Origin of the sequence: Streptomyces sp. NPDC006743 (assembly GCF_040703815.1) — a bacterium.
In the GTDB taxonomy this organism is placed as follows: Bacteria; Actinomycetota; Actinomycetes; order Streptomycetales; family Streptomycetaceae; genus Streptomyces.
Genome location: NZ_JBEYJA010000026.1, coordinates 72,740 through 90,595 on the forward strand (window position 1 = coordinate 72,740; position 17,856 = coordinate 90,595).

At 73.9% G+C, this 17,856-nt stretch carries 18 protein-coding genes; 7 read left to right on the top strand and 11 right to left on the bottom strand.

Annotation, left to right across the window (positions count from 1 at the left end):
• Positions 1–37: 37 nt before the first annotated feature.
• Together ABZ719_RS21780 and ABZ719_RS21785 are read right to left on the bottom strand one after the other, a co-directional pair.
• Entirely contained in the window at positions 38–802 is a 765-nt protein-coding gene (locus tag ABZ719_RS21780; protein WP_366726828.1) for a methionine ABC transporter permease, read from the bottom strand.
• Positions 799–1,833 carry an ATP-binding cassette domain-containing protein gene (locus ABZ719_RS21785; protein WP_366726829.1) on the bottom strand — a complete coding sequence of 345 codons (1,035 nt, stop codon included), beginning with the start codon at positions 1,831–1,833 and terminating at the stop codon, positions 799–801. Before ABZ719_RS21785 ends, ABZ719_RS21780 begins: the two co-directional genes overlap by 4 nt.
• Positions 1,834–2,414: 581 nt before the next feature.
• On the opposite strand from ABZ719_RS21785, the gene ABZ719_RS21790 reads away from it, so the two are divergent.
• Together ABZ719_RS21790 and ABZ719_RS21795 are read left to right on the top strand one after the other, a co-directional pair.
• On the top strand, positions 2,415–2,774 hold the full coding sequence (locus ABZ719_RS21790; RefSeq protein WP_037860126.1) for a hypothetical protein: 360 nt from the start codon (positions 2,415–2,417) through the stop codon (positions 2,772–2,774).
• A gap of 1 nt (position 2,775) precedes the next feature.
• Positions 2,776–3,216, top strand: coding sequence for a hypothetical protein (locus tag ABZ719_RS21795; protein ID WP_366726830.1), 441 nt, complete (start codon positions 2,776–2,778; stop codon positions 3,214–3,216).
• 37 nt (positions 3,217–3,253) lie between these two features.
• Here the strand turns inward: ABZ719_RS21795 and ABZ719_RS21800 are convergent, their stop codons facing one another.
• The 3 genes from ABZ719_RS21800 to ABZ719_RS21810 form a co-directional block, all read right to left on the bottom strand.
• Positions 3,254–3,751, bottom strand: a complete 498-nt coding sequence (locus ABZ719_RS21800; protein ID WP_366726853.1) for a GNAT family N-acetyltransferase — start codon at positions 3,749–3,751, stop codon at positions 3,254–3,256.
• Between the two features lie 45 nt (positions 3,752–3,796).
• Complete coding sequence (locus ABZ719_RS21805; RefSeq protein WP_366726831.1) at positions 3,797–4,303, bottom strand: sigma-70 family RNA polymerase sigma factor; 507 nt, start codon at positions 4,301–4,303, stop codon at positions 3,797–3,799.
• Positions 4,304–4,378: 75 nt separating this feature from the next.
• Positions 4,379–5,626 carry a glycerophosphodiester phosphodiesterase gene (locus ABZ719_RS21810; protein ID WP_366726832.1) on the bottom strand — a complete coding sequence of 416 codons (1,248 nt, stop codon included), beginning with the start codon at positions 5,624–5,626 and terminating at the stop codon, positions 4,379–4,381.
• A gap of 281 nt (positions 5,627–5,907) precedes the next feature.
• Here ABZ719_RS21810 and ABZ719_RS21815 point away from each other — a divergent pair, with 281 nt between their 5' ends.
• Positions 5,908–6,660, top strand: coding sequence for a 1-acyl-sn-glycerol-3-phosphate acyltransferase (locus ABZ719_RS21815; protein ID WP_078884201.1), 753 nt, complete (start codon positions 5,908–5,910; stop codon positions 6,658–6,660).
• A 154-nt stretch (positions 6,661–6,814) separates the two neighbouring features.
• Here ABZ719_RS21815 and ABZ719_RS21820 read toward each other — a convergent pair whose 3' ends face one another.
• The 4 genes from ABZ719_RS21820 to argH form a co-directional block, all read right to left on the bottom strand.
• A complete protein-coding gene (locus tag ABZ719_RS21820; RefSeq protein ID WP_366726833.1) occupies positions 6,815–8,326 on the bottom strand; it encodes an MFS transporter in 1,512 nt (503 codons plus the stop codon).
• Positions 8,323–8,889, bottom strand: a complete 567-nt coding sequence (locus ABZ719_RS21825) for a helix-turn-helix domain-containing protein (RefSeq protein ID WP_366726834.1) — start codon at positions 8,887–8,889, stop codon at positions 8,323–8,325. The genes ABZ719_RS21820 and ABZ719_RS21825 overlap by 4 nt, the downstream gene beginning before the upstream one ends.
• 186 nt (positions 8,890–9,075) lie before the next feature.
• Positions 9,076–10,047, bottom strand: coding sequence for an aldo/keto reductase (locus ABZ719_RS21830; RefSeq protein WP_366726835.1), 972 nt, complete (start codon positions 10,045–10,047; stop codon positions 9,076–9,078).
• 71 nt (positions 10,048–10,118) lie between these two features.
• Entirely contained in the window at positions 10,119–11,546 is a 1,428-nt protein-coding gene (argH, locus tag ABZ719_RS21835) for an argininosuccinate lyase (RefSeq protein WP_366726836.1), read from the bottom strand.
• Positions 11,547–11,817: 271 nt separating this feature from the next.
• Between argH and ABZ719_RS21840 the strand changes: the two genes are divergently transcribed.
• Entirely contained in the window at positions 11,818–12,405 is a 588-nt protein-coding gene (locus tag ABZ719_RS21840) for a pyridoxamine 5'-phosphate oxidase family protein (protein WP_366726837.1), read from the top strand.
• Positions 12,406–12,463: 58 nt separating this feature from the next.
• Here the strand turns inward: ABZ719_RS21840 and ABZ719_RS21845 are convergent, their stop codons facing one another.
• Positions 12,464–14,152, bottom strand: a complete 1,689-nt coding sequence (locus tag ABZ719_RS21845) for a HAMP domain-containing sensor histidine kinase (protein WP_366726838.1) — start codon at positions 14,150–14,152, stop codon at positions 12,464–12,466.
• Complete coding sequence (locus ABZ719_RS21850; RefSeq protein ID WP_366726839.1) at positions 14,149–14,895, bottom strand: response regulator transcription factor; 747 nt, start codon at positions 14,893–14,895, stop codon at positions 14,149–14,151. Before ABZ719_RS21850 ends, ABZ719_RS21845 begins: the two co-directional genes overlap by 4 nt.
• Positions 14,896–15,046: 151 nt before the next feature.
• Here ABZ719_RS21850 and ABZ719_RS21855 point away from each other — a divergent pair, with 151 nt between their 5' ends.
• Genes ABZ719_RS21855 through ABZ719_RS21865 form a run of 3 tightly spaced genes read left to right on the top strand, consistent with a single transcriptional unit; the run spans position 15,047 to position 17,640 of the window.
• Positions 15,047–16,399: a ferric reductase-like transmembrane domain-containing protein gene (locus tag ABZ719_RS21855; RefSeq protein ID WP_366726840.1), complete on the top strand. Its 1,353-nt coding sequence runs from the start codon at positions 15,047–15,049 to the stop codon at positions 16,397–16,399.
• 7 nt (positions 16,400–16,406) lie between these two features.
• Positions 16,407–16,862 (top strand): FMN-binding protein, encoded by a 456-nt coding sequence (locus tag ABZ719_RS21860; RefSeq protein ID WP_366726841.1) that lies wholly within the window; start codon positions 16,407–16,409, stop codon positions 16,860–16,862.
• A 40-nt stretch (positions 16,863–16,902) separates the two neighbouring features.
• Positions 16,903–17,640 (top strand): FAD:protein FMN transferase, encoded by a 738-nt coding sequence (locus ABZ719_RS21865; RefSeq protein WP_366726854.1) that lies wholly within the window; start codon positions 16,903–16,905, stop codon positions 17,638–17,640.
• Positions 17,641–17,856: the final 216 nt, after the last annotated feature.

The window sequence follows — 17,856 nt, forward strand, 5'->3', positions numbered from 1 at the left end:
GGAGTCTGGTACGGGCGGGGCGGGCCCCGGTGGCGGGTCAGGCCGCCTTGCTCACGCCGGCCGTGGCGGGATCGCCGCCTTCGCCGGCGCCGCCGGCCGCGCCGGCCTTGAGCAGCCGCAGCCTGGGCGCCGGTCCGGAGCGGCCGCCGCGCCGGTGCAGGGAGCGGGCGGCGAGGTCGCCGGCGAACTGGATGAGCGAGATGACCACGGCGAGGATCGCCACGGTGACCCACATCAGCTGGGTCTCGAAGCGCTGGTAGCCGTAGCGGATGGCGATGTCGCCGAGGCCGCCCGCGCCGACCGTGCCGGCCATCGCGGAGTAGCCGATGAGGGCGACGACGGTCGTGGTGGTGCCGGCGATCAGGGACGGCAGGGCCTCGGGCACGAGGACCTTGCGCACGACCGTCCAGGTGTTGCCGCCCATGGACTGCACGGCCTCGACGAGGCCGCCGTCCACCTCGCGCACGGAGGTCTCCACCAGCCGTGCGAAGTACGGGATGGCGCCGATGGCGAGCGGCACGATGGCGGCCTCGCGCCCGATGGTGGTCCCGGTCACCCAGCGGGTGAAGTTCATCAGGGCGACCATGAGGATGATGAACGGCATCGAGCGGGCGATGTTGACCGTCTGGCCGATGACCTTGTTGGCGAGGACGTTCTGGAGCAGGCCGCCCCGGTCGGTGAGGACCAGCAGGACGCCGAGCGGCAGTCCGCCGGCGACGGCGATCAGCGTGGACCAGCCGACCATGTAGAGGGTGTCCCAACAGGCCTGGGACAGCAGCGGGTGCATCTCGGACCAGCTCATCGGGCGCCTTCCTTCACCAGCGGGCCGTCCTGGCCGACGACGTCGATCTGCAGGCCCTGCTCGCGCAGGAAGCCGACGGGTACGACGTTGTCCTCGTAGCGGCCGGGCAGTTCGATGCGCATCCGGCCGACCTGGAGGCCGCCGACGGTGTCGATGGCGGCGCCGAGGATCGATATGTCGATGTTGTAGGTGCGGGACAGCTGGGAGATGACGGGCTGGGTGGCGGCCTCGCCGTGGAAGGTGACGTCCAGGACGGTCCGGTCCTCGCCGCCGGCCTCGCCGCCGACCGGGAACAGCGCCGAGGCCAGCTGGGAGCCCGGGGTGGCGAGCAGTTCGCTCACGGTGCCGGACTCGGTGATCCGACCCCGCTCCATGAGCGCGGCGGAGTCGCAGATCGACTTGACGACGTCCATCTCGTGCGTGATGAGCAGGACGGTCAGGCCGAGCTGCCGGTTGAGGTCGCGCAGCAGCTGGAGGATGGAACGGGTGGTCTCCGGGTCGAGCGCGCTGGTGGCCTCGTCGGACAGGAGCACCTTGGGGTCGCCGGCCAGGGCGCGGGCGATGCCGACGCGCTGCTTCTGACCGCCGGAGAGCTGGGCGGGGTAGGCGCCGGCCTTGTCGGCCAGACCGACCAGGTCGAGCAGTTCGAGCGCCCTGCGGGAACGTTCCTTCCCTGACCTGCCGAGGATCTCCAGGGGCAGTTCGACGTTGTCCCGGACGGTGCGCGTGGACAGCAGGTTGAAGTGCTGGAAGACCATGCCGATCCGGCTGCGCGCCTGCCGCAGCTCCCGGCCGGCCCGCGGGCCGCGCCCGGCGAGGGCCGTGAGGTCCTGCCCGGCGACGGTGACCGTGCCCGAGGTGGGCCGCTCCAGCAGGTTGATGCAGCGGATCAGCGAGGACTTGCCGGCGCCGGACTGGCCGATGACGCCGTACACCTCGCCTTCGCGGACGTGCAGGTCGACGCCGTCGAGGGCGGTGACCTCGCGTCCGCGCGAGCGGTAGACCTTGGTGAGGCCCGATGTGGTGATCACGTGGGTTTCCGTCACTGTCGAGTGCGCGGCGCGTCGTGGGCGCCGGGCACGGCGTTCATGGTCGGGTGCGGCCGGAACGCGGCACGTCCCCAAGCGGAAGGAAGGGACGCGCGCGGGGGCACGGGCTCAGTCGCCTGCGGCGGACGGGCCGGACGCGGGCGCGGACATGAGCGGGCACTCGCTTCGGGGCGCGAGGCTCAGGTGGTGCAGGGGCCCTCTAGAAGGCGCACATTCGACGCACAGGACACATACAACGAGCACCGGGCGTCATCGTCGCCTCGGTCGCAGGGATGCGGCAGCTCGTCGTGGTCATGCGATCAGTAAACCAGACCCATGGTGCTGACACGGCACCGCTGTCCGCATCGTGGACGTTCATGGGACGCCCCCGGGCGGCGGCCGGGTACGGCCTCGCCCACGTCGCTGACCAGCGGTGACAGGTCCGGCGGGGGTCCGCCCGCGGGGGCACCCGGAGCCGGTCGCCGGCCGGGCTGTGGCCAACGCCACGGCCGCACCCCGGCCCGCGGGGGGCCGGCGCCGGGGCGGGCGCGGTGGGGTCTTCGCCCCGTAATAGGGTCACAGGCATGCTTGATGCCCTGACGCTGGTGACCGGCGTCGCCGCGTTGCTGCTCGCCGCCTGGTGCGGCTGGGCCGCCTACCGTGACCAGCCGACGAAGGACTGGCACTTCATCGGGATGGCCGTGGTCACCGTGCTGGCCCTGGTCCAGCTGGTGATCGGGATCGTGCAGCTCGCGCGGGGCGAGAAGCCGGACCAGGGGGCGACGATCTTCGTGGCGTACCTGCTGGGCGCCTTCGCCTGCGTCCCGGCGGCCGCCTTCATGTCGCTGGCGGAGCGCACGCGCTGGGGCTCGGTGACGGTCGCGGCCGGCGGGGTCGTCCTCGCCGTCCTCGAAGTGCGGCTCTACGACATCTGGGGAGGCTGAGATGGCCACTGTCGACCAGAAGCCGGCCAAGGCGGCGAAGGCCCGGCTCATCAGCGGACCGGGCATCCTGCTCGTCTGGCTGTACGGCGTGATGGTGGTCGGCGCGGTGTCCCGCTCCGTCTACCAGATCGCGACCGACTTCGGCCGGGCCCCGCTCGCCTACTCGCTCTCGGCGGTGGCGGGCGTGGTCTACGGCTTCATCACCTACTCGCTGGTGCGCGGCGGGGAGAAGGCCCGCCGGGCGGCGCTGGTGTGCTGCGCCGCCGAGCTGGTGGGCGTGCTGACGGTCGGGACCTGGACGCTCGTCGAACCGTCCGCGTTCCCGGACGCGACCGTGTGGTCCGACTACGGCATGGGGTACGTCTTCATCCCCGTACTGCTCCCGCTGTCCGCGCTGTACTGGCTGCGCAAGGCCCGCAGGCAGGTCCCGGCGGCCTCCTGAGCCGCCGCCGGGACCCGGCCCGACCGGACGGAGGGCCCTAGGCGGTCGCCACGTACGTGCCGGCCGGCTTCTCCAGCAGGATCATCGGGACGCCGTCGGGGCTGTCGAAGGTGCCCACCGTCTGGTAGCCGACGCGGCGGTACAGACGCAGGTTGCCCTCGCTGCGGTGGCCGGTGTGCAGACGGAAGCGGGTGGCGCCGCGCTCCTCGGCCAGGGCCGCCTCGACCGCGCGCAGCAGCCGGGCGCCGATGCCGTGGCCCTGCAGGCGGGGGTGGACGCAGAGTTTGCCGATGGCGGCCGCGCCGTCCTGGGTCGTGCTGCCGCGCACCGAGCCCACCACCTCGTCGCCGAGCCGGGCCACGAAGACGCAGTCGGCGACGACCTCCTGGCGGAGGGAGTCGAGGCTCTGCACGAGCGGGTCGATGCGGTAGTTGCCGTACAGCGCCGCCTCGCTCTGGAAGCACAGGTACTGAAGCTTGAAGATCTGCTCCGCGTCCTGCTCGGTCGCCGCCGAGATGGTCACGCTCATGCCCATGTGCGCACGCCTCCCGCTCACCTGATCACCTGTCGTCCCCCACTCCTATCCCCGGGCTTCGCGCGCCGCAACCTCCGGTGCGAGCAAACGCCGTAGACATCCCAGACATCTGGAGCGTTCCGGGCCGAGGCTGCCCTGTGAGATACCCAACTCCCCCGCGATCTCCCGGTAGGTGAGGTCCCTCGGTGACAGCAGCGCCTCCAGCAGCCGGGGGCAGCGGCCCGGCAGCCGGCCCACCGCGTCGTGCAGCGCGCGCCCCCGCGCGGCGGCCAGCGCCATGGACTCGGGACCGCGCTCGCTGTCGTCGGCGGGTTCGAGGCCGTAGGGACGCTCGATGGTGACGGTGCGTCGGGTCCGGCGCGCCTCGGAGCGGACGGCCCTGCGCAGCCAGCCCTGGGGGTCGTGCGGCGGCCCGTCCGTCTCCAGTCGCTCCAGCAGCCGCAGCCAGACCGCCTGTTCCAGGTCGCCCGGTTCCGTTCCGGCGGCATGTGCCTCGGCCGAGGCCTCGGCGGCGAGCAGCGGGCGCAGGGCGGTGAGCATGTCGGGTGTCATATGCGGCACGACGCGACCGCCCCGGCACGGGGTTGCCGGGGCGGCCCGCGGTTCACACCGACGGGTCGGGACGGTTCAGCGGTTGACGGACCGGCGGCTCAGGAAGTCCTCCCGGGCGAGCAGGCCGGTGTCGGCGTTGTCGGTGAAGATGCCGTCGATGCCGGTGGCGAAGTAGGCCTGGAAGAGGCCGAAGACGTCACCGTAGGCGTCCTTGGCGGTGCCCTTGCGGAACTTCGGCGGCAGGAACGGGTTCTCGTTGCGCATGGTGTAGGGGTGCAGGACCAGTCCCGCCGCGTGCGCGTCCCGCACCAGCGTGCTGGGCCTGCCGAGGTTGCCGTCCGCCTCCTTGGGGATGACCAGGTCCACGGTCGGGCCGATGCCCTGCGCGTAGGAGGCGATCTGCTTCAGGCCCTCGGGGGTGATGAGGTCGGCCACCGTGCGCGGGTCGCCGGCCTCGACGAAGTCGTACGGGCGGCTGTCGGCGCCGGACAGGAGCACGGCCAGGGGGTTGTCCACGAGGCGGCGCAGCCGCTGGATGCTGGTCGGCTCGAAGGACTGGAGGATCACCGGCGAGTTCCTGCGGTCCTTGCCGTGCCTGCGCAGCAGCTTCGCCACCCGCTCCTCCAGGCCGAGGCCCAGCTTGCGGAAGTAGGTGGGGTGCTTGGTCTCGGGGTAGATCCACACCTGCCTGCCGCGGCGGCGGGTCTGCTCGTCCTGCCACTTCAGGACCTCTTCGAAGGTGGGGATCTCCCAGCGGCCGTTGTAGAGGGTGTTGTGCGGGCGGTTGGCCGGGATGCGTTCGACGGCGCGCAGCGTCTTCAGCTCGGCGAGCGTGAAGTCCTCCGTGAACCAGCCGGTGGTGGGCACCCCGTCGAGGACCTTGGTGGTCCGGCGGCCGGCGAACTCGGGGTGGTCGGCGACGTCCGTGGTGCCGCCGATCTCCGGCTCGTGCCGGCACACGAGGTGGCCGTCCCGGGTGGGCACCAGGTCTCCGGCCTCGACGACGTGCGCGCCGAGGTCGAGGGCCAGCTCGTAGGAGCCGAAGGTGTGCTCGGGACGGTATCCGCTGGCGCCCCGGTGGCCGATGACCGTCGGCACGGGCAGGCTTGCGAGACCGCCGCCCCGGCCGTGCCCGGCCGCGGTGGCCGCGGCCGGGGCCTGCGCGGGCCCCGCCGGTGCGGCGCCGGCCGTGCCGGGTGCTCCGAGGACCGCTCCCCCGGCGCCGAGCACCGCGGCGCCGAGCAGCGTCCGGCGCGCGGTCCGGCCCGTGCGCCCCTCGGACTCGCGCGCCTGCCCCTGCCGCTGCGGCTCCTGCGTCCCCATGTGCGCCTCCTGGTCTCGTGTCGTCGGTGCGCGCCGATCGTAGGGGGGCCGGGGTGACGGCCGGGAGGCCCCGGACGGAACACGGGGGTGACGCCGGATGACGCGCCGGCGGGACAGGAGGGACGGAGGGGAAGCAAGGGAACGTCGGGAGGAGACGGGCCGGGACCGGCGGGTGACGCCCCGTAACCTGCGTCACACCGTTGCGTGCCGTTCACCGAGGCGTGACGGGGCTCCCGCGCAGGTGAACGTACGTCAACAGCAGGTAAGAGGTGGTGAGCCCGATGTGCATTCGGGGCCGCGCCGCGAGTATCGTCCTCACCTGCACAGACTTCATAGAGAATCCCTTGACACCGGAGGGCCCGTTGTCCCGCTTCGCGCTCATCAAGGCAGTGCTCGGTCCGATCATGCGCCTGATGTTCCGCCCACAGGTGGAGGGCGCGGAGCGCATTCCCGGCGACGGTCCGGTCATCCTGGCCGGCAACCACCTGACGTTCATCGACTCGATGATCCTCCCGCTGGTCTGCGACCGTCAGGTGTTCTTCATCGGCAAGGACGAGTACGTCACCGGCAAGGGCTTCAAGGGCCGCCTGATGGCCTGGTTCTTCACCGGTGTCGGCATGATCCCGGTCGACCGCGACGGCGGCCGGGGCGGGGTCGCGGCGCTGATGACCGGGCGCCGGATCCTGGAGGAGAACAGGATCTTCGGCATCTACCCCGAGGGCACCCGCTCCCCCGACGGCCGGCTGTACCGGGGCCGCACCGGCATCGCCCGGCTGACGCTGATGACGGGCGCGCCGGTCGTTCCGTTCGCCATGATCGGCACGGACAAGCTCCAGCCGGGCGGGGCGGGGCTGCCCCGTCCGGGCAAGGTCACCGTGCGCTTCGGTGAGCCGATGGAGTTCTCCCGCTACGAGGGCATGGACCGCGACCGGTACGTGCTGCGGGCGGTGACGGACTCGGTGATGACCGAGGTCATGCGGCTGTCGGGGCAGGAGTACGTGGACATGTACGCCACCAAGGCGAAGGCGGCGTAGACCCGCGGCGCGCCGGCGGCTCGGCGCCGCGGGGGTTCCCGTGCTCCGCCGGGTGCGGCACCGCGGTGGTTGATCGCGTCCACACGGCGTCAGCCGCTCACGGAAACGGCCCCCTTGCGGGGGCCGCCTCCCCGGGGTTCCCGGGCCTCCGGCTTCACAGCTTCTCGTTCTTCAGCAGCACCCAGGCCGCCGCCGCTGCCGCCAGGAGGACCACCGCGCCGGCGCCCGAGGCCAGGTGAAGGCCGTGGACGAAGGCTTCGCGGGCCGCGGAGAGCAGGGATTCGGCGGTGGGGGCCGGCAGGCCGGCCGCCGCCTCCACCGCGCCGCCCAGGGACTCGTGGGCCCGCGCCGGTGTGCCGCTCGGGCCGCTGAAGCCGCGGTAGGCGGCGGTCACGATGGAACCGAGCAGGGCGATGCCCAGGGCCGCGCCCAGTTCGTACGCCGTCTCCGAGACCGCTGAGGCGGCGCCCGCCTGGTCCTTGGGCACGCTGGAGAGGATCACGTCGGCGGTCACCGTGAAGGAGAGGCCGGCGCCGACGCCGACCACCAGCAGGGCGGTGCCGAGCAGCGGGTAGCCGGTGGCACCGCTGAGCGCCGTCAGCGCCGCCAGGGCCAGGCCCACCGCGGCGAGTCCGCCGGAGACCACCGCCCGCACCGAGAAGCGCCGGGCCGCGCGGCCGGCCACCAGACCGGCCGCCACGGCACCGACGGCGGCCGGCAGCTCGGCCAGGCCCGCCTCGAACGGCCGCCTGCCCTGCACCAGTTGCAGGTACTGGGAGAGGAAGAAGACCAGTCCGGACATGCCGAGCACGGTCAGCAGGTCGGCGAGGACGGCACCGCTGAAGCCGCGGCTGCAGAAGAGCCGCATGTCCAGCAGGGGCACGGGCATCGTGAGCTGGCGGCGGACGAAGCCGTACAGCGCGGCCACGCCCAGCAGGCCCGTGCCGAGGACCGCCCAGGTGAACCCGTGCGCGGCGGCCTCCTTGACCGCGTACACGGTGGCGATCATGCCGACCAGGGACAGCAGGACGCCGGCGAGGTCCCACGGGCCCGGGTGGGGGTTGCGGGACTCGGGCAGCAGGCGGATGCCGACCAGGACGAGCACGGCCATCACGGGCAGGTTGATCAGGAAGACCGAGCCCCACCAGAAGTGTTCGAGCAGGAACCCGCCGACGATCGGCCCCACGGCCATGCCGGCGGAGGCGGCCGCGCCCCAGACGCCGACGGCGAGGCTGCGCTCGCGCGCGTCGTGGAAGAGGTTGCGGATCAGGGCGAGCGTGGCCGGCATCAGGGTGGCACCGGCGACACCGAGCAGCGCCCGGGCCAGGATCATCATCTCCGGCGTGGCCGCGTAGGCGTTGAGCACGGAGATCAGGCCGAACGCGGTGGCACCGCCGAGCAGGATGCGCTTGCGCCCGATGCGGTCGCCGAGGCTGCCCATGGAGACGAGCAGACCGGCGATGACGAACGAGTAGACGTCGCCTATCCAGAGCAGCTGGGTGCCGGAGGGCTCGAGGTCCTCACTGATGTAGGGGGTCGCGAGACCGAGGACGGTCGCGTCGACGGCCACCAGCAGCACGGCCAGGACGAGGACGCCGAGCGCGAGCCAGCGGCCCGGGCGCTTCTCCGTCTCCGCCGCCGCGGCCGGCTGCAGGGTGCTGGTCATGGTTCCTCTCTCCGTGGTTCGTCCGTACGCAGGGCGCCGCCGAGCAGCAGCTCCACGATCATGTAGGTGTAGTCCTTGGGGGCCACCCGGCCCTCGGCCACGGCCCAGGCGCCGGAGGCCAGCAGGCCGTACAGCGCCTCGGTGAGCCAGGCGGGGGTGAGGTCGATGCGGAACTCACCGCTGCGCTGGCCGCGCCGGAACAGGGCCTCGATCCGTTCGTCGATCCGCGCCCAGCCCGCGTTCTGCTCCTCGCCCTCGAACAGCTGGTTCTCGGAGTAGAGGAAGGCCAGCAGACCGGCCGCGGACTCCGTCTCGCGCACCAGCCGGTGCACGGCCTCGCGCGCCGGGCCCTCGTGGGTCCTGGCCGCGTCGAGCGCGGCCTCGCACTCCTGGATGCCGAGCGCCTCCAGCGCCCGCACGAGCGCGTCCCGCCCGGCGAAGTGCCGGTGCAGCGTGGCGCGGCTGATCCCGGCCGCCCGGGCGACCTCGTCCATCGTCGCGGTGGACTTGCGGGTCAGCAGGGCCGCGGCGGTGCGCAGCACGTGGTCACGATCGACAGCCATGAGACAAACATACACCGAATGAGACATGAATGTCTCACCAGCGGCGTACGCGTCTCAGCAGCCCGCCGCGCGCAGGAGCGGGGCGGGCCGGAGAGAGGGGTGCGGCGGCGGGGGAAGAGACGGATGTGGGGCGGCAGGGGGAGGTGGGGCGGCCGGGGGGAGAGACAGGTGCGGGACGGCGGGGGCTCAGTGCCAGGGCAGTCCGGCGCGCCGGTCCCAGTAGGCGCGCGGGTCCTCGGCCAGGGCGTCGAGGCGGGCCACCTGCTCCTCGTCGAGGTCCACGGCCGGGGCGTGCAGGTTGGAGGCGAGCTGGTCGAGGGTGGCCGCGCCGGAGAGGACGACGCCCGCCCACGGCCGGCGCAGCACCAGGGCGAGGGCCACCGCGTCGCAGCCGTAGCCGGTCTGCCGGGCCACCTCCCGCAGCGCCTCGGGTGCCTGCGGACCGGCCAGCCGCCCGTTGGCCATGCCCTCCTTGACGATCACGGTGAGCCCGGCGTCATGCGCCTCGGCGAGGGCGGGCCCGGCGGAGGTCTCCAGGGCGTTGTACGTCGACTGGACCGTGCGGAAGAGGGGCTCGCCGTCGACGGTCACGGCCAGGGCGGCCCGGATCGCGTCGGCCTGGGCGGGGCCGCTGGTGGAGAAGCCGACGGTCGTGCCGGACGCGGCGGCCTCGGCGAGGCGGGCGTGCAGTTCCTTGTCGGTCAGGGCCGGGCTGTCCGGGGTCACCGAGTGGATCTGGTAGAGGTCGATGCGGTCGCCGAGCAGTGCGGCGCTCTCCGCGCGCTGCCGCTCGTAGGTGGCGAGGCCGTGGTCCTTGACCTCGTGCCGCTCGGCGTCGGTGCGCCAGCCGGCCGTGTAGGTGTACCCCCACTTGCTGCCGACGACCACGTCGCCGGTGTGCGGACGGGTGCGCAGCCAGTCGGCGAGGAACTCCTCCGAGCGGCCGTAGGAGCGGGCGGCGTCGACATAGCGCACGCCCTGGGCGTAGGCGGCGTCCAGGAGTTCGTGGGTACGGGCGCGCAGGGCGTCGGCGGAGCGGTCGGCACCGAGGTCGCGGTCACGGCCGAGATTGATGTACCCGGGGCGCCCGACGGCGGCGAGGCCGAGGCCGAGGTGACAGGTGGGGGTGGTGGCTGCGGCCAGTCGTGTGAAGGGCATCGCGGGCTCCGTTCCGGTCGGCTCCGTGCTGCGACCAACGTACCCGCGACGCCCCACGCGTCCCTCACCCGCTACTTCCTGGCGTTCGCCCATGCGTGCTGGACGGCCAGGTCCGCCTTGACCTCGGCGAGCTGGACGGCGACCGCGCCGGGGGCGGTGCCGCCGCGCCCGCTGCGGGAGGCGAGGGCGCCGGGCACGTTGAGCACCGTGCGCACCTCGGGTGTCAGGTGGGCGGAGATCTTCGCGAACTGCTCGTCGGTCAGCTCGTCCAGCTCCTTGCCCTCGGCCTCGGCGGCCTTGACGCACTCGCCGGCCACCTCGTGCGCCACCCGGAACGGCACGCCCTGCTTGACCAGCCACTCGGCGACGTCGGTGGCCAGGGAGAAGCCGGCCGGTGCCAGTTCCTCCATGCGCTCGCGGTGGACGGTGAGGGTGGCCATCATGCCGGTGAAGGCGGGCAGCAGGAGTTCGAGCTGGTCGCAGGAGTCGAAGACCGGCTCCTTGTCCTCCTGCAGGTCGCGGTTGTACGCCAGCGGCAGGGCCTTCAGCGTGGCCATCAGGCCCGTCAGGTTGCCGATGAGGCGGCCCGACTTGCCGCGCGCCAGCTCGGCGATGTCCGGGTTCTTCTTCTGCGGCATGATCGACGAGCCGGTGGAGAAGGCGTCGTGCAGCGTCACGAAGGAGAACTCCTTCGTGTTCCAGATGATGATCTCCTCGGCGATGCGGGAGACGTTGACGCCGATCATCGCGGTGATGAAGACGAACTCGGCGACGAAGTCGCGCGAGGCGGTGCCGTCGATGGAGTTGCCGACGCTGCCGCGCTCGAAGCCCAGGTCGCGGGCGACCGCCTCCGGGTCGAGGCCCAGCGAGGAGCCGGCGAGGGCGCCCGAGCCGTAGGGCGACACGGCGGTCCGTTCGTCCCACTGGCGCAGCCGCTCGGCGTCCCGGGACAGGGCCTGCACGTGCGCGAGGACGTGGTGGGCGAACAGGACGGGCTGGGCGTGCTGGAGGTGGGTGCGGCCGGGCATCGCCACGTCCGGGTGCGCCTCGGCGAGGGCGACCAGCGCGTCCTGCAGGTCGGCGACCAGACCGCCGATGATCCGGGCGTGGTCGCGCAGGTACATGCGGAAGAGGGTGGCGACCTGGTCGTTGCGGGACCGGCCGGCGCGCAGCTTGCCGCCGAGGTCGGGGCCGACGCGCTCCAGCAGGCCGCGTTCCAGGGCGGTGTGGACGTCCTCGTCGGCGAGGGTGCCGGTGAAGGAGCCGTCCGCCACGTCGGCCTCGAGCCGGTCGAGTCCGGCGATCATGCGGGTCAGCTCGTCCTCGCTGAGCAGGCCGGCCGTGTGCAGCACGCGCGCGTGGGCACGCGATCCGGCGATGTCGTAGGGCGCGAGCCGCCAGTCGAAGTGGACGGACGCGGACAGTTTCGCCAGGGCCTCGGCGGGTCCGTCGGCGAAACGGCCGCCCCAGAGCCGTACGTCACCGCTGTTGCTGCTCACTCGCTCAGCTCCTAGGGAGATGTGGGTGTACGAACCGTACTCGTGCCGGGTCCGCGCCGGCCGTGCCGTGCCCGCGGCGCGTGCCGCACGACAGGCTGGCATGCATGAGTATGCAGAAGTATGCATGGATCGTCAATCGAGCTGCGGCCCTCCACCACGCTCCGGCCGGGCTCCGGTGTGTCCCGGCCCGGCAGCGCGTCGCCGGGCCGGGACACACCGGAGCCCGCAATTCCTTAGACAGTCGAACGAGTTGCGCGGATAATCGGTGGACATGGGAAAGACCTATGAGCGCATAGACGGCAGGCTCCGTGCCTTCATCGAGGAGCAGCCCCTCTTCTTCACCGCGACCGCACCGCTCTCCGGCGAGGGCACGGTCAACCTCTCCCCCAAGGGACTCAAGGGCTGCCTCGCGGTGCTCGACGAGCACACCGTGGCCTATCTGGACTTCGCCGGGTCCACCGCGGAGACCATCGCGCACCTGCGCGAGAACGGCCGGATCACGCTGATGTGGTGCGCCTTCCAGGGCCCGCCCAACATCGTCCGCGTCCACGGCCGGGGCGAACCGGTCTTCCGCGACGATCCGCGCTTCCCCGACCTGCTCGCCCGGTTCCCCGACATCGACCCGGCGGCGCACGGACTGCGCGCGGTCGTGGTCGTGCACGCCTCACTGATCCGCGACACCTGCGGCTACGCGGTGCCCTTCATGGCGTACGAGGAGGACCGCGACCTGCACGGCAGGCGTTTCGCCCGGGAGGACGACGCCTCGCTGAGCGAGTACTTCACCAAGAAGGAGCACGTCGCGACCAGTCTGGACGGTCTGCCGGGGCTGCCGCTGCCCCTTCCGCCGTCCCCGGTCTGAGCCGGCCGCCCGGGCGGGGGGTCATCCGGTGACGCCGTGCCCTCCGGCCGTGCGCGGGTCATCCGGTGACGCCGTGCCCTCCGGCCGTGCGCGGGCCGTCCGCGGCGCCCTTTCCTCCGGCCGTGCGCCGGCCGTCCGCGGCGCCGTCCTCGCCGGCGGGCAGCCGCACCGTGAAGGCCGTCGAGCCGGGGCGGCTCTCCAGGCCCACCGTGCCGCCGTGCGCCTCGGCCACCGCGGCCACGATCGACAGGCCCAGGCCCGCCCCGGCACCGCCGGACGTACCCGCGCGGCGGCGGTCGGCGCGGGTGAAGCGTTCGAAGACGCCCGGCCGGACCTCCTCGGGGACGCCCGGACCGTCGTCGTGGACGCGCAGGACCACGCCGGTGCCGCGGGTCTCGCGGACCACCTCCAGGGAGACCGTCACCTTCGTGCCCGCGGGCGTGTGCAGCCGCGCGTTGGCCAGCAGGTTGGCCAGCACCTGGTGGAGCCGGTGGGCGTCGCCGGTCACCGTCACCGGCTCCTCGGGCAGCTCCAGCGCCCAGTGGTGCCCCGGACCCGCCGCCCGCGCGTCCGTCACGGCGTCCAGGACCAGGCGGGTCAGGTCGACCGGCCGGCGCTCCAGCGGGCGGCCGGCGTCCAGCCGGGCCAGCAGCAGCATCTCGTCGACCAGTTCGCCCATCCGCGCGGACTCCGCGGCGATGCGCTCCAGGGCGCGGGTGACCTCGGGCGACACCGGCCCCGGGTGCAGCAGCGCCAGCTCCGCGTGACCGCGCACCGAGGCGACCGGTGTGCGCAGCTCGTGGCTGGCGTCGGCGGCGAAACCGCGCAGCCGTTCCTCGCTGGCGTGCCGCTTGGTCAGCGCGTCCTCGACGTGGTGCAGCATACGGTCGAAGGCGGCCCAGACCCGGCCCACCTCGCTGCGCGGATCGATGGCACCGGTGCGCGCCGGCAGCGCCACCTCGCCGCTGGCCAGCGGGAGCTCGCTGACGCGGGTGGCGGTGGCCGCCACCCGGCTCAGCGGCCGCAGCGACCAGCGCACCCACAGGGCGCCCGCGACGCCCGTGACGGCGAGCCCGAGTCCGAAGACGCCCCCGGCGACCAGTTCCAGCCGGTGGACCGCGGCCCGCACCGGCTCCATGGGCAGGCCGGTGACCAGGACGTCCCCGTCGCGTCCCGGGCAGGCCGCGAGCCGGTAGTCACCGAGCGCCGACAGGTGCGCCGTGCGGCCGGCGCGGTCCGCCGGGAGGGCCGCCAGGGCGGCCCGGTCGGCGGCGGTGAGGGTGACGCCGAAGCCCGGATGGGAGCGGGAGGGGACCACGGCCGCGTTGGTGACCCGGCCGGCGACGAGCCGGGCGCCGAAGGTCGCGGCGGCCTGGCGCCGGGTGTCGCCGTGCTCGTCGCCGTCGTGGTCCGACGGCTTGACGGCCCCCTCGGTCCCGGCCCCGGAGGCCCCCGTGGATCCCTCGGCCGCCTCGGCGCCCTGGGACCCCTTGGACACCTTTGCCCCGTCGGGCCCGTAAGTCCCGTGTTCGAGGCTCTCGGCGAAACCCGGGCCGGTCTGCCGCAGCTGCTCGTCGAGCCGGCCGGTGAGGAAGCCGTCCAGTTCCAGCACCGCCGCCACCCCGACGGCCGCGCAGCTCACCGCGAGCAGCACGACCCGGCCGGCGGTCAGCCGGGCGCGCAGCGTCCGCGGCCACGGCAGCCGCCGTGCCGGCCCGCGAGCGGCGGCCCGCGCGGGGGCGCTCACGGCGCCGGCTTCAGGACGTAACCGGCCCCGCGCACCGTGTGGATCATCGGCTCGCGGCCGGCGTCCACCTTCTTGCGCAGGTAGGAGATGTACAGCTCGACCACGTGGGCCTGGCCGCCGAAGTCGTAGGACCACACCCGGTCGAGGATCTGCGGCTTGCTGAGCACCCGGCGCGGGTTGTGCATCAGGAGGCGGAGCAGTTCGTACTCGGTCGGGGACAGCTCGATCAGTTCCCCGGCCCGGGTGACCTCGCGGGCGTCCTCGTCCATGACCAGGTCGCCCACGGTCAGCCGCGGGCCGTCCGCCTGCTGCCGGGCCATGCCGGCCCGGCGCAGCAGCCCGCGCAGCCGTGCCACCACCTCCTCCAGGCTGAACGGTTTGGTGACGTAGTCGTCACCGCCTGCGGTGATGCCCGCGACGCGGTCCTCGACCGCGTCCCGGGCGGTGAGGAAGAGCACACAGACGTCCGGCCGCACGGCGCGCAGTTCCCGCAGCACCGAGAAGCCGTCGGTGTCCGGGAGCATCACGTCGAGCACCACGGCGTCCGGCCGCAGGGCGCGGGCACCGGCCACCGCGGCGGCTCCGTCCCCGGCGCCGCGCACCTCCCAGCCCTGGTAGCGCAGGGCTCCGCAGAGCACCTCGGCGAGGTCCGGGTCGTCGTCGACGACGAGGACGCGCACGGGCGTGCCGTCGGGCCGGGTGAGCGCGGGGAGGCCGGAGGGGGCCGGGCGGGGTGTGTCCATGGCCCTACCAGCATCGCCGACCGTCCGCGCTGGCGAGACGGCGGGCGCCTCTGAGTTCTCTGTGAAGGGCCGGCCCGGGTCCCGTTTCAGAGCCCCCTCAGAGGTTCGGCCCGCACAGTGGCGTCCTGGACCGGTGAAAGGACGGACGGGCATGACCACGGTGTACGAACGGCGGGCGGCACCGCCCGTGCCGCCGGTCCCCCGGCGCTCACCGGCGGGCGCGGTGTCCGCGCTGCTGTGGGCCGGGGCCGTCGCGGTGCTCGCCCTGTGGTGGTCGGACACGGCCTCCGTCGTGGGCGCGGCGGGCTGGCTGACCGGCGCCGGACGGATCACGGGACTGCTGTGCGGCTACGCGTGCGCGGTGCTCGTCGCCCTGATGGCCCGGGTGCCGCTGCTGGAACGCGGCGTCGGGTCGGACCGGGTGGCCCGCTGGCACGCGCGGGCCGGCCGGTACACGGTGTGCCTGCTGGTCGCGCACGTCGTGCTGGTCCTGGCCGGGTACGCCGCCCAGGACCACGACTCCCTGCTGCACGAGGCGGTCACCGTGGTCCTGGACTATCCGGACATGCTGATGGCCACCGCGGGCACGGTGGTCCTCCTCGGCGTCGGCGTCACCTCGGCGCGTGCGGTGCGCCGCCGGACCAGCCACGAGTTCTGGTACTACACGCACCTGCTCACCTACGCCGCCGTCTTCCTCGCCTTCTGGCACCAGCTCGCGCTGGGCGAGCAGTTCAACGGCAGGCCCGCCGCGACCGCCGCCTGGTACACGCTGTACGGGGGCGTGAGCGCGCTGGTGCTGTGGTTCCGCGTGCTGGTCCCGGTGCGGCTCAACCTGCGGCACCGGATGCGGGTCGAGTCGGTGCACCGGGAGGCGCCCGGCGTGTACTCGGTGGTCGTCGGGGGCCGGCACCTGGACGAACTCGGCGCCCGGCCCGGCCAGTTCTTCCGCTGGCGGTTCCTGGCCGAGGGGATGGGCCGGACGTCGACGCCCTATTCCCTGTCCGCGCCGCCCCGCCCCGGCCTGCTGCGCATCACCGTCAAGGCGCTCGGCGACCACAGCGCGGCCGTGCCGCTGCTGCGGCCGGGCACCCGGGTGTGGGCGGAGGGACCCTACGGCGCGCTGACCGCCGAGCGGCAGACCTCGGTCCGGTCGCTGCTGATCGCGGCCGGGGTCGGCATCACCCCGCTGCGGGCGCTGTTCGAGACGCTGCCCGGCGAGGTCACCCTGCTGTACCGGGCCCGTACCGCCGAGGACCTGGCCCTGGGCGCCGAGCTGGAGGCCGTCGCGCGCTGGCGCGACGCCCGGGTGCTCTACGCGCTCAACGACGCGGAGGGCCGGCGCCCCGCCCTCACCGCGGCGGCGCTGCGCGACGCCGTCCCCGGCCTGTCCGGGCACGACGTGTACCTGTGCGGCCCGCACGCCTTCGCCCAGGACGTGTACGCGGCGCTGCGGGCCGCCGGGGTGCCGGACCGGCGTATCCACCACGAGTCGTTCGAACTGTGAGGCATCCGTGCACCCGTTGAGGAAGAACCGCCCGCTGCGCCGGATCGTGCTGGCGAGCGCCGCGACCGTCTCCGGTCTCGTGATGCTGCTGTCCCTCAAGCCGCACACACCCGCGACGATCGTCGCGGCACCCGCGCCGGCTCCGGCCGCGTCGGGCGGCAGCGGTGCCGCCGGCGGGTCCACCGGCACCGGGACCGTCACCGGTGAGAGCGTGCAGACCCGCTGGGGTCCCGTCCAGGTGCGGATCACGGTCGCCGGCGGCCGGATCACGGAGGTGACCGCGGTCGCCTACCCCACGGACAACCCCCGCGACCAGGAGATCAACAGCTACGCCCTGCCCGCCCTGCGCAGGGAGGCGCTGACCGCGCAGAGCGCGGACATCGACACCGTCTCAGGAGCCACGTACACCAGTGACGGCTACCGGCGCTCGCTCCAGTCCGCGCTGGACCAGGCACGTGGCTGAGGGCGCGGCCCGGGCCGTGGTGCGGCACGCCGAGGAGGTCATGGGGACGGTCTTCTCCTTCGACGTCCGCGGCGGGGAGGCCGGCGCGGTACGGGCGGCGCTGGCCGACGCGGTGGCCGGGCTGCACCGGGCCGACGAGCTGTTCAGCACCTACCGCGCGGACAGCCAGGTCTCCCGGCTGGCGCGCGGCGAGATCACCGAGCGGGAGTGCGCTTTCGAGGTCGCCGCGGTGCTCGCGCTGGGCGCCGAGGCGGAGCGGGTCAGCGAGGGCTGGTTCAGCCTGCGCCACGGGGGGTCCCTCGACCCCACGGGCATCGTCAAGGGCTGGGCGGCCGAGCGGGCGGCGCGGCGGATCGCGGCGGCGGGAGCGGACGCGGTCAGTGTGAACGGCGGCGGGGACGTGCAGGTGCTGGGCGCCCCCGGACCGCGGCGGCCGTGGCGGGTCGGTGTGTCGGACCCGTTGCGTCCTGGGGCCCTGGCCGCGGTGGTCTCGTCGGCCGGGAGGGCGGGGCTGGCCGTGGCCACCTCCGGCACGGCCGAGCGCGGCGCCCACATCACCGACCCGCGCACGGGCAGGCCCACGGTGACCGACCTGGTGGCGGTCACGGTGGTGGCCCCCGAGCTGACCTGGGCGGACTGCTGGGCCACGGCCGCGTTCGCGAGGGGGTCGCGGGCGGGACTCGCCTGGCTGGAGTCGCTCCCCGGCGTGGAGGCGCTGATGATCACGGCGGACGGCGCGGCACGGTCCACGAGCGGCCTGGCAGCCCACCTGGACTGACCGGACCTGCGCCCCGCGCCCCCGGCCCAGTCCCGGCCCCGCCCGACAAGCCTGCCGTCCCGCTGCGGCCGACCGGGCCGGCCGGCTCCCCCCCGCCGCGCCCCGCCTCGGTCGACCGGGCGTGCCGCCTCCGGCCCGCTCAGCCGACCGGGTCTGCCGCCCCGCCTCACCTCAGCCGACCGAGCCGGCCACCCGCCCGGCCTCGGCCGGCAAGCC

Excerpts from the sequence above, each read along its gene's own strand:
- ABZ719_RS21780 (WP_366726828.1), bottom strand. The coding sequence starts at position 802 with ATGAGCTGGTCCGAGATGCACCCGCTGCTGTCCCAGGCCTGTTGGGAC.
- ABZ719_RS21790 (WP_037860126.1), top strand. The coding sequence starts at position 2,415 with ATGCTTGATGCCCTGACGCTGGTGACCGGCGTCGCCGCGTTGCTGCTC.
- ABZ719_RS21795 (WP_366726830.1), top strand. The coding sequence starts at position 2,776 with ATGGCCACTGTCGACCAGAAGCCGGCCAAGGCGGCGAAGGCCCGGCTC.
- ABZ719_RS21800 (WP_366726853.1), bottom strand. The coding sequence starts at position 3,751 with ATGGGCATGAGCGTGACCATCTCGGCGGCGACCGAGCAGGACGCGGAG.
- ABZ719_RS21805 (WP_366726831.1), bottom strand. The coding sequence starts at position 4,303 with ATGACACCCGACATGCTCACCGCCCTGCGCCCGCTGCTCGCCGCCGAG.
- ABZ719_RS21810 (WP_366726832.1), bottom strand. The coding sequence starts at position 5,626 with ATGGGGACGCAGGAGCCGCAGCGGCAGGGGCAGGCGCGCGAGTCCGAG.
- ABZ719_RS21815 (WP_078884201.1), top strand. The coding sequence starts at position 5,908 with ATGTGCATTCGGGGCCGCGCCGCGAGTATCGTCCTCACCTGCACAGAC.
- ABZ719_RS21820 (WP_366726833.1), bottom strand. The coding sequence starts at position 8,326 with ATGACCAGCACCCTGCAGCCGGCCGCGGCGGCGGAGACGGAGAAGCGC.
- ABZ719_RS21825 (WP_366726834.1), bottom strand. The coding sequence starts at position 8,889 with ATGGCTGTCGATCGTGACCACGTGCTGCGCACCGCCGCGGCCCTGCTG.
- ABZ719_RS21830 (WP_366726835.1), bottom strand. The coding sequence starts at position 10,047 with ATGCCCTTCACACGACTGGCCGCAGCCACCACCCCCACCTGTCACCTC.
- ABZ719_RS21840 (WP_366726837.1), top strand. The coding sequence starts at position 11,818 with ATGGGAAAGACCTATGAGCGCATAGACGGCAGGCTCCGTGCCTTCATC.
- ABZ719_RS21850 (WP_366726839.1), bottom strand. The coding sequence starts at position 14,895 with ATGGACACACCCCGCCCGGCCCCCTCCGGCCTCCCCGCGCTCACCCGG.
- ABZ719_RS21855 (WP_366726840.1), top strand. The coding sequence starts at position 15,047 with ATGACCACGGTGTACGAACGGCGGGCGGCACCGCCCGTGCCGCCGGTC.
- ABZ719_RS21865 (WP_366726854.1), top strand. The coding sequence starts at position 16,903 with ATGGGGACGGTCTTCTCCTTCGACGTCCGCGGCGGGGAGGCCGGCGCG.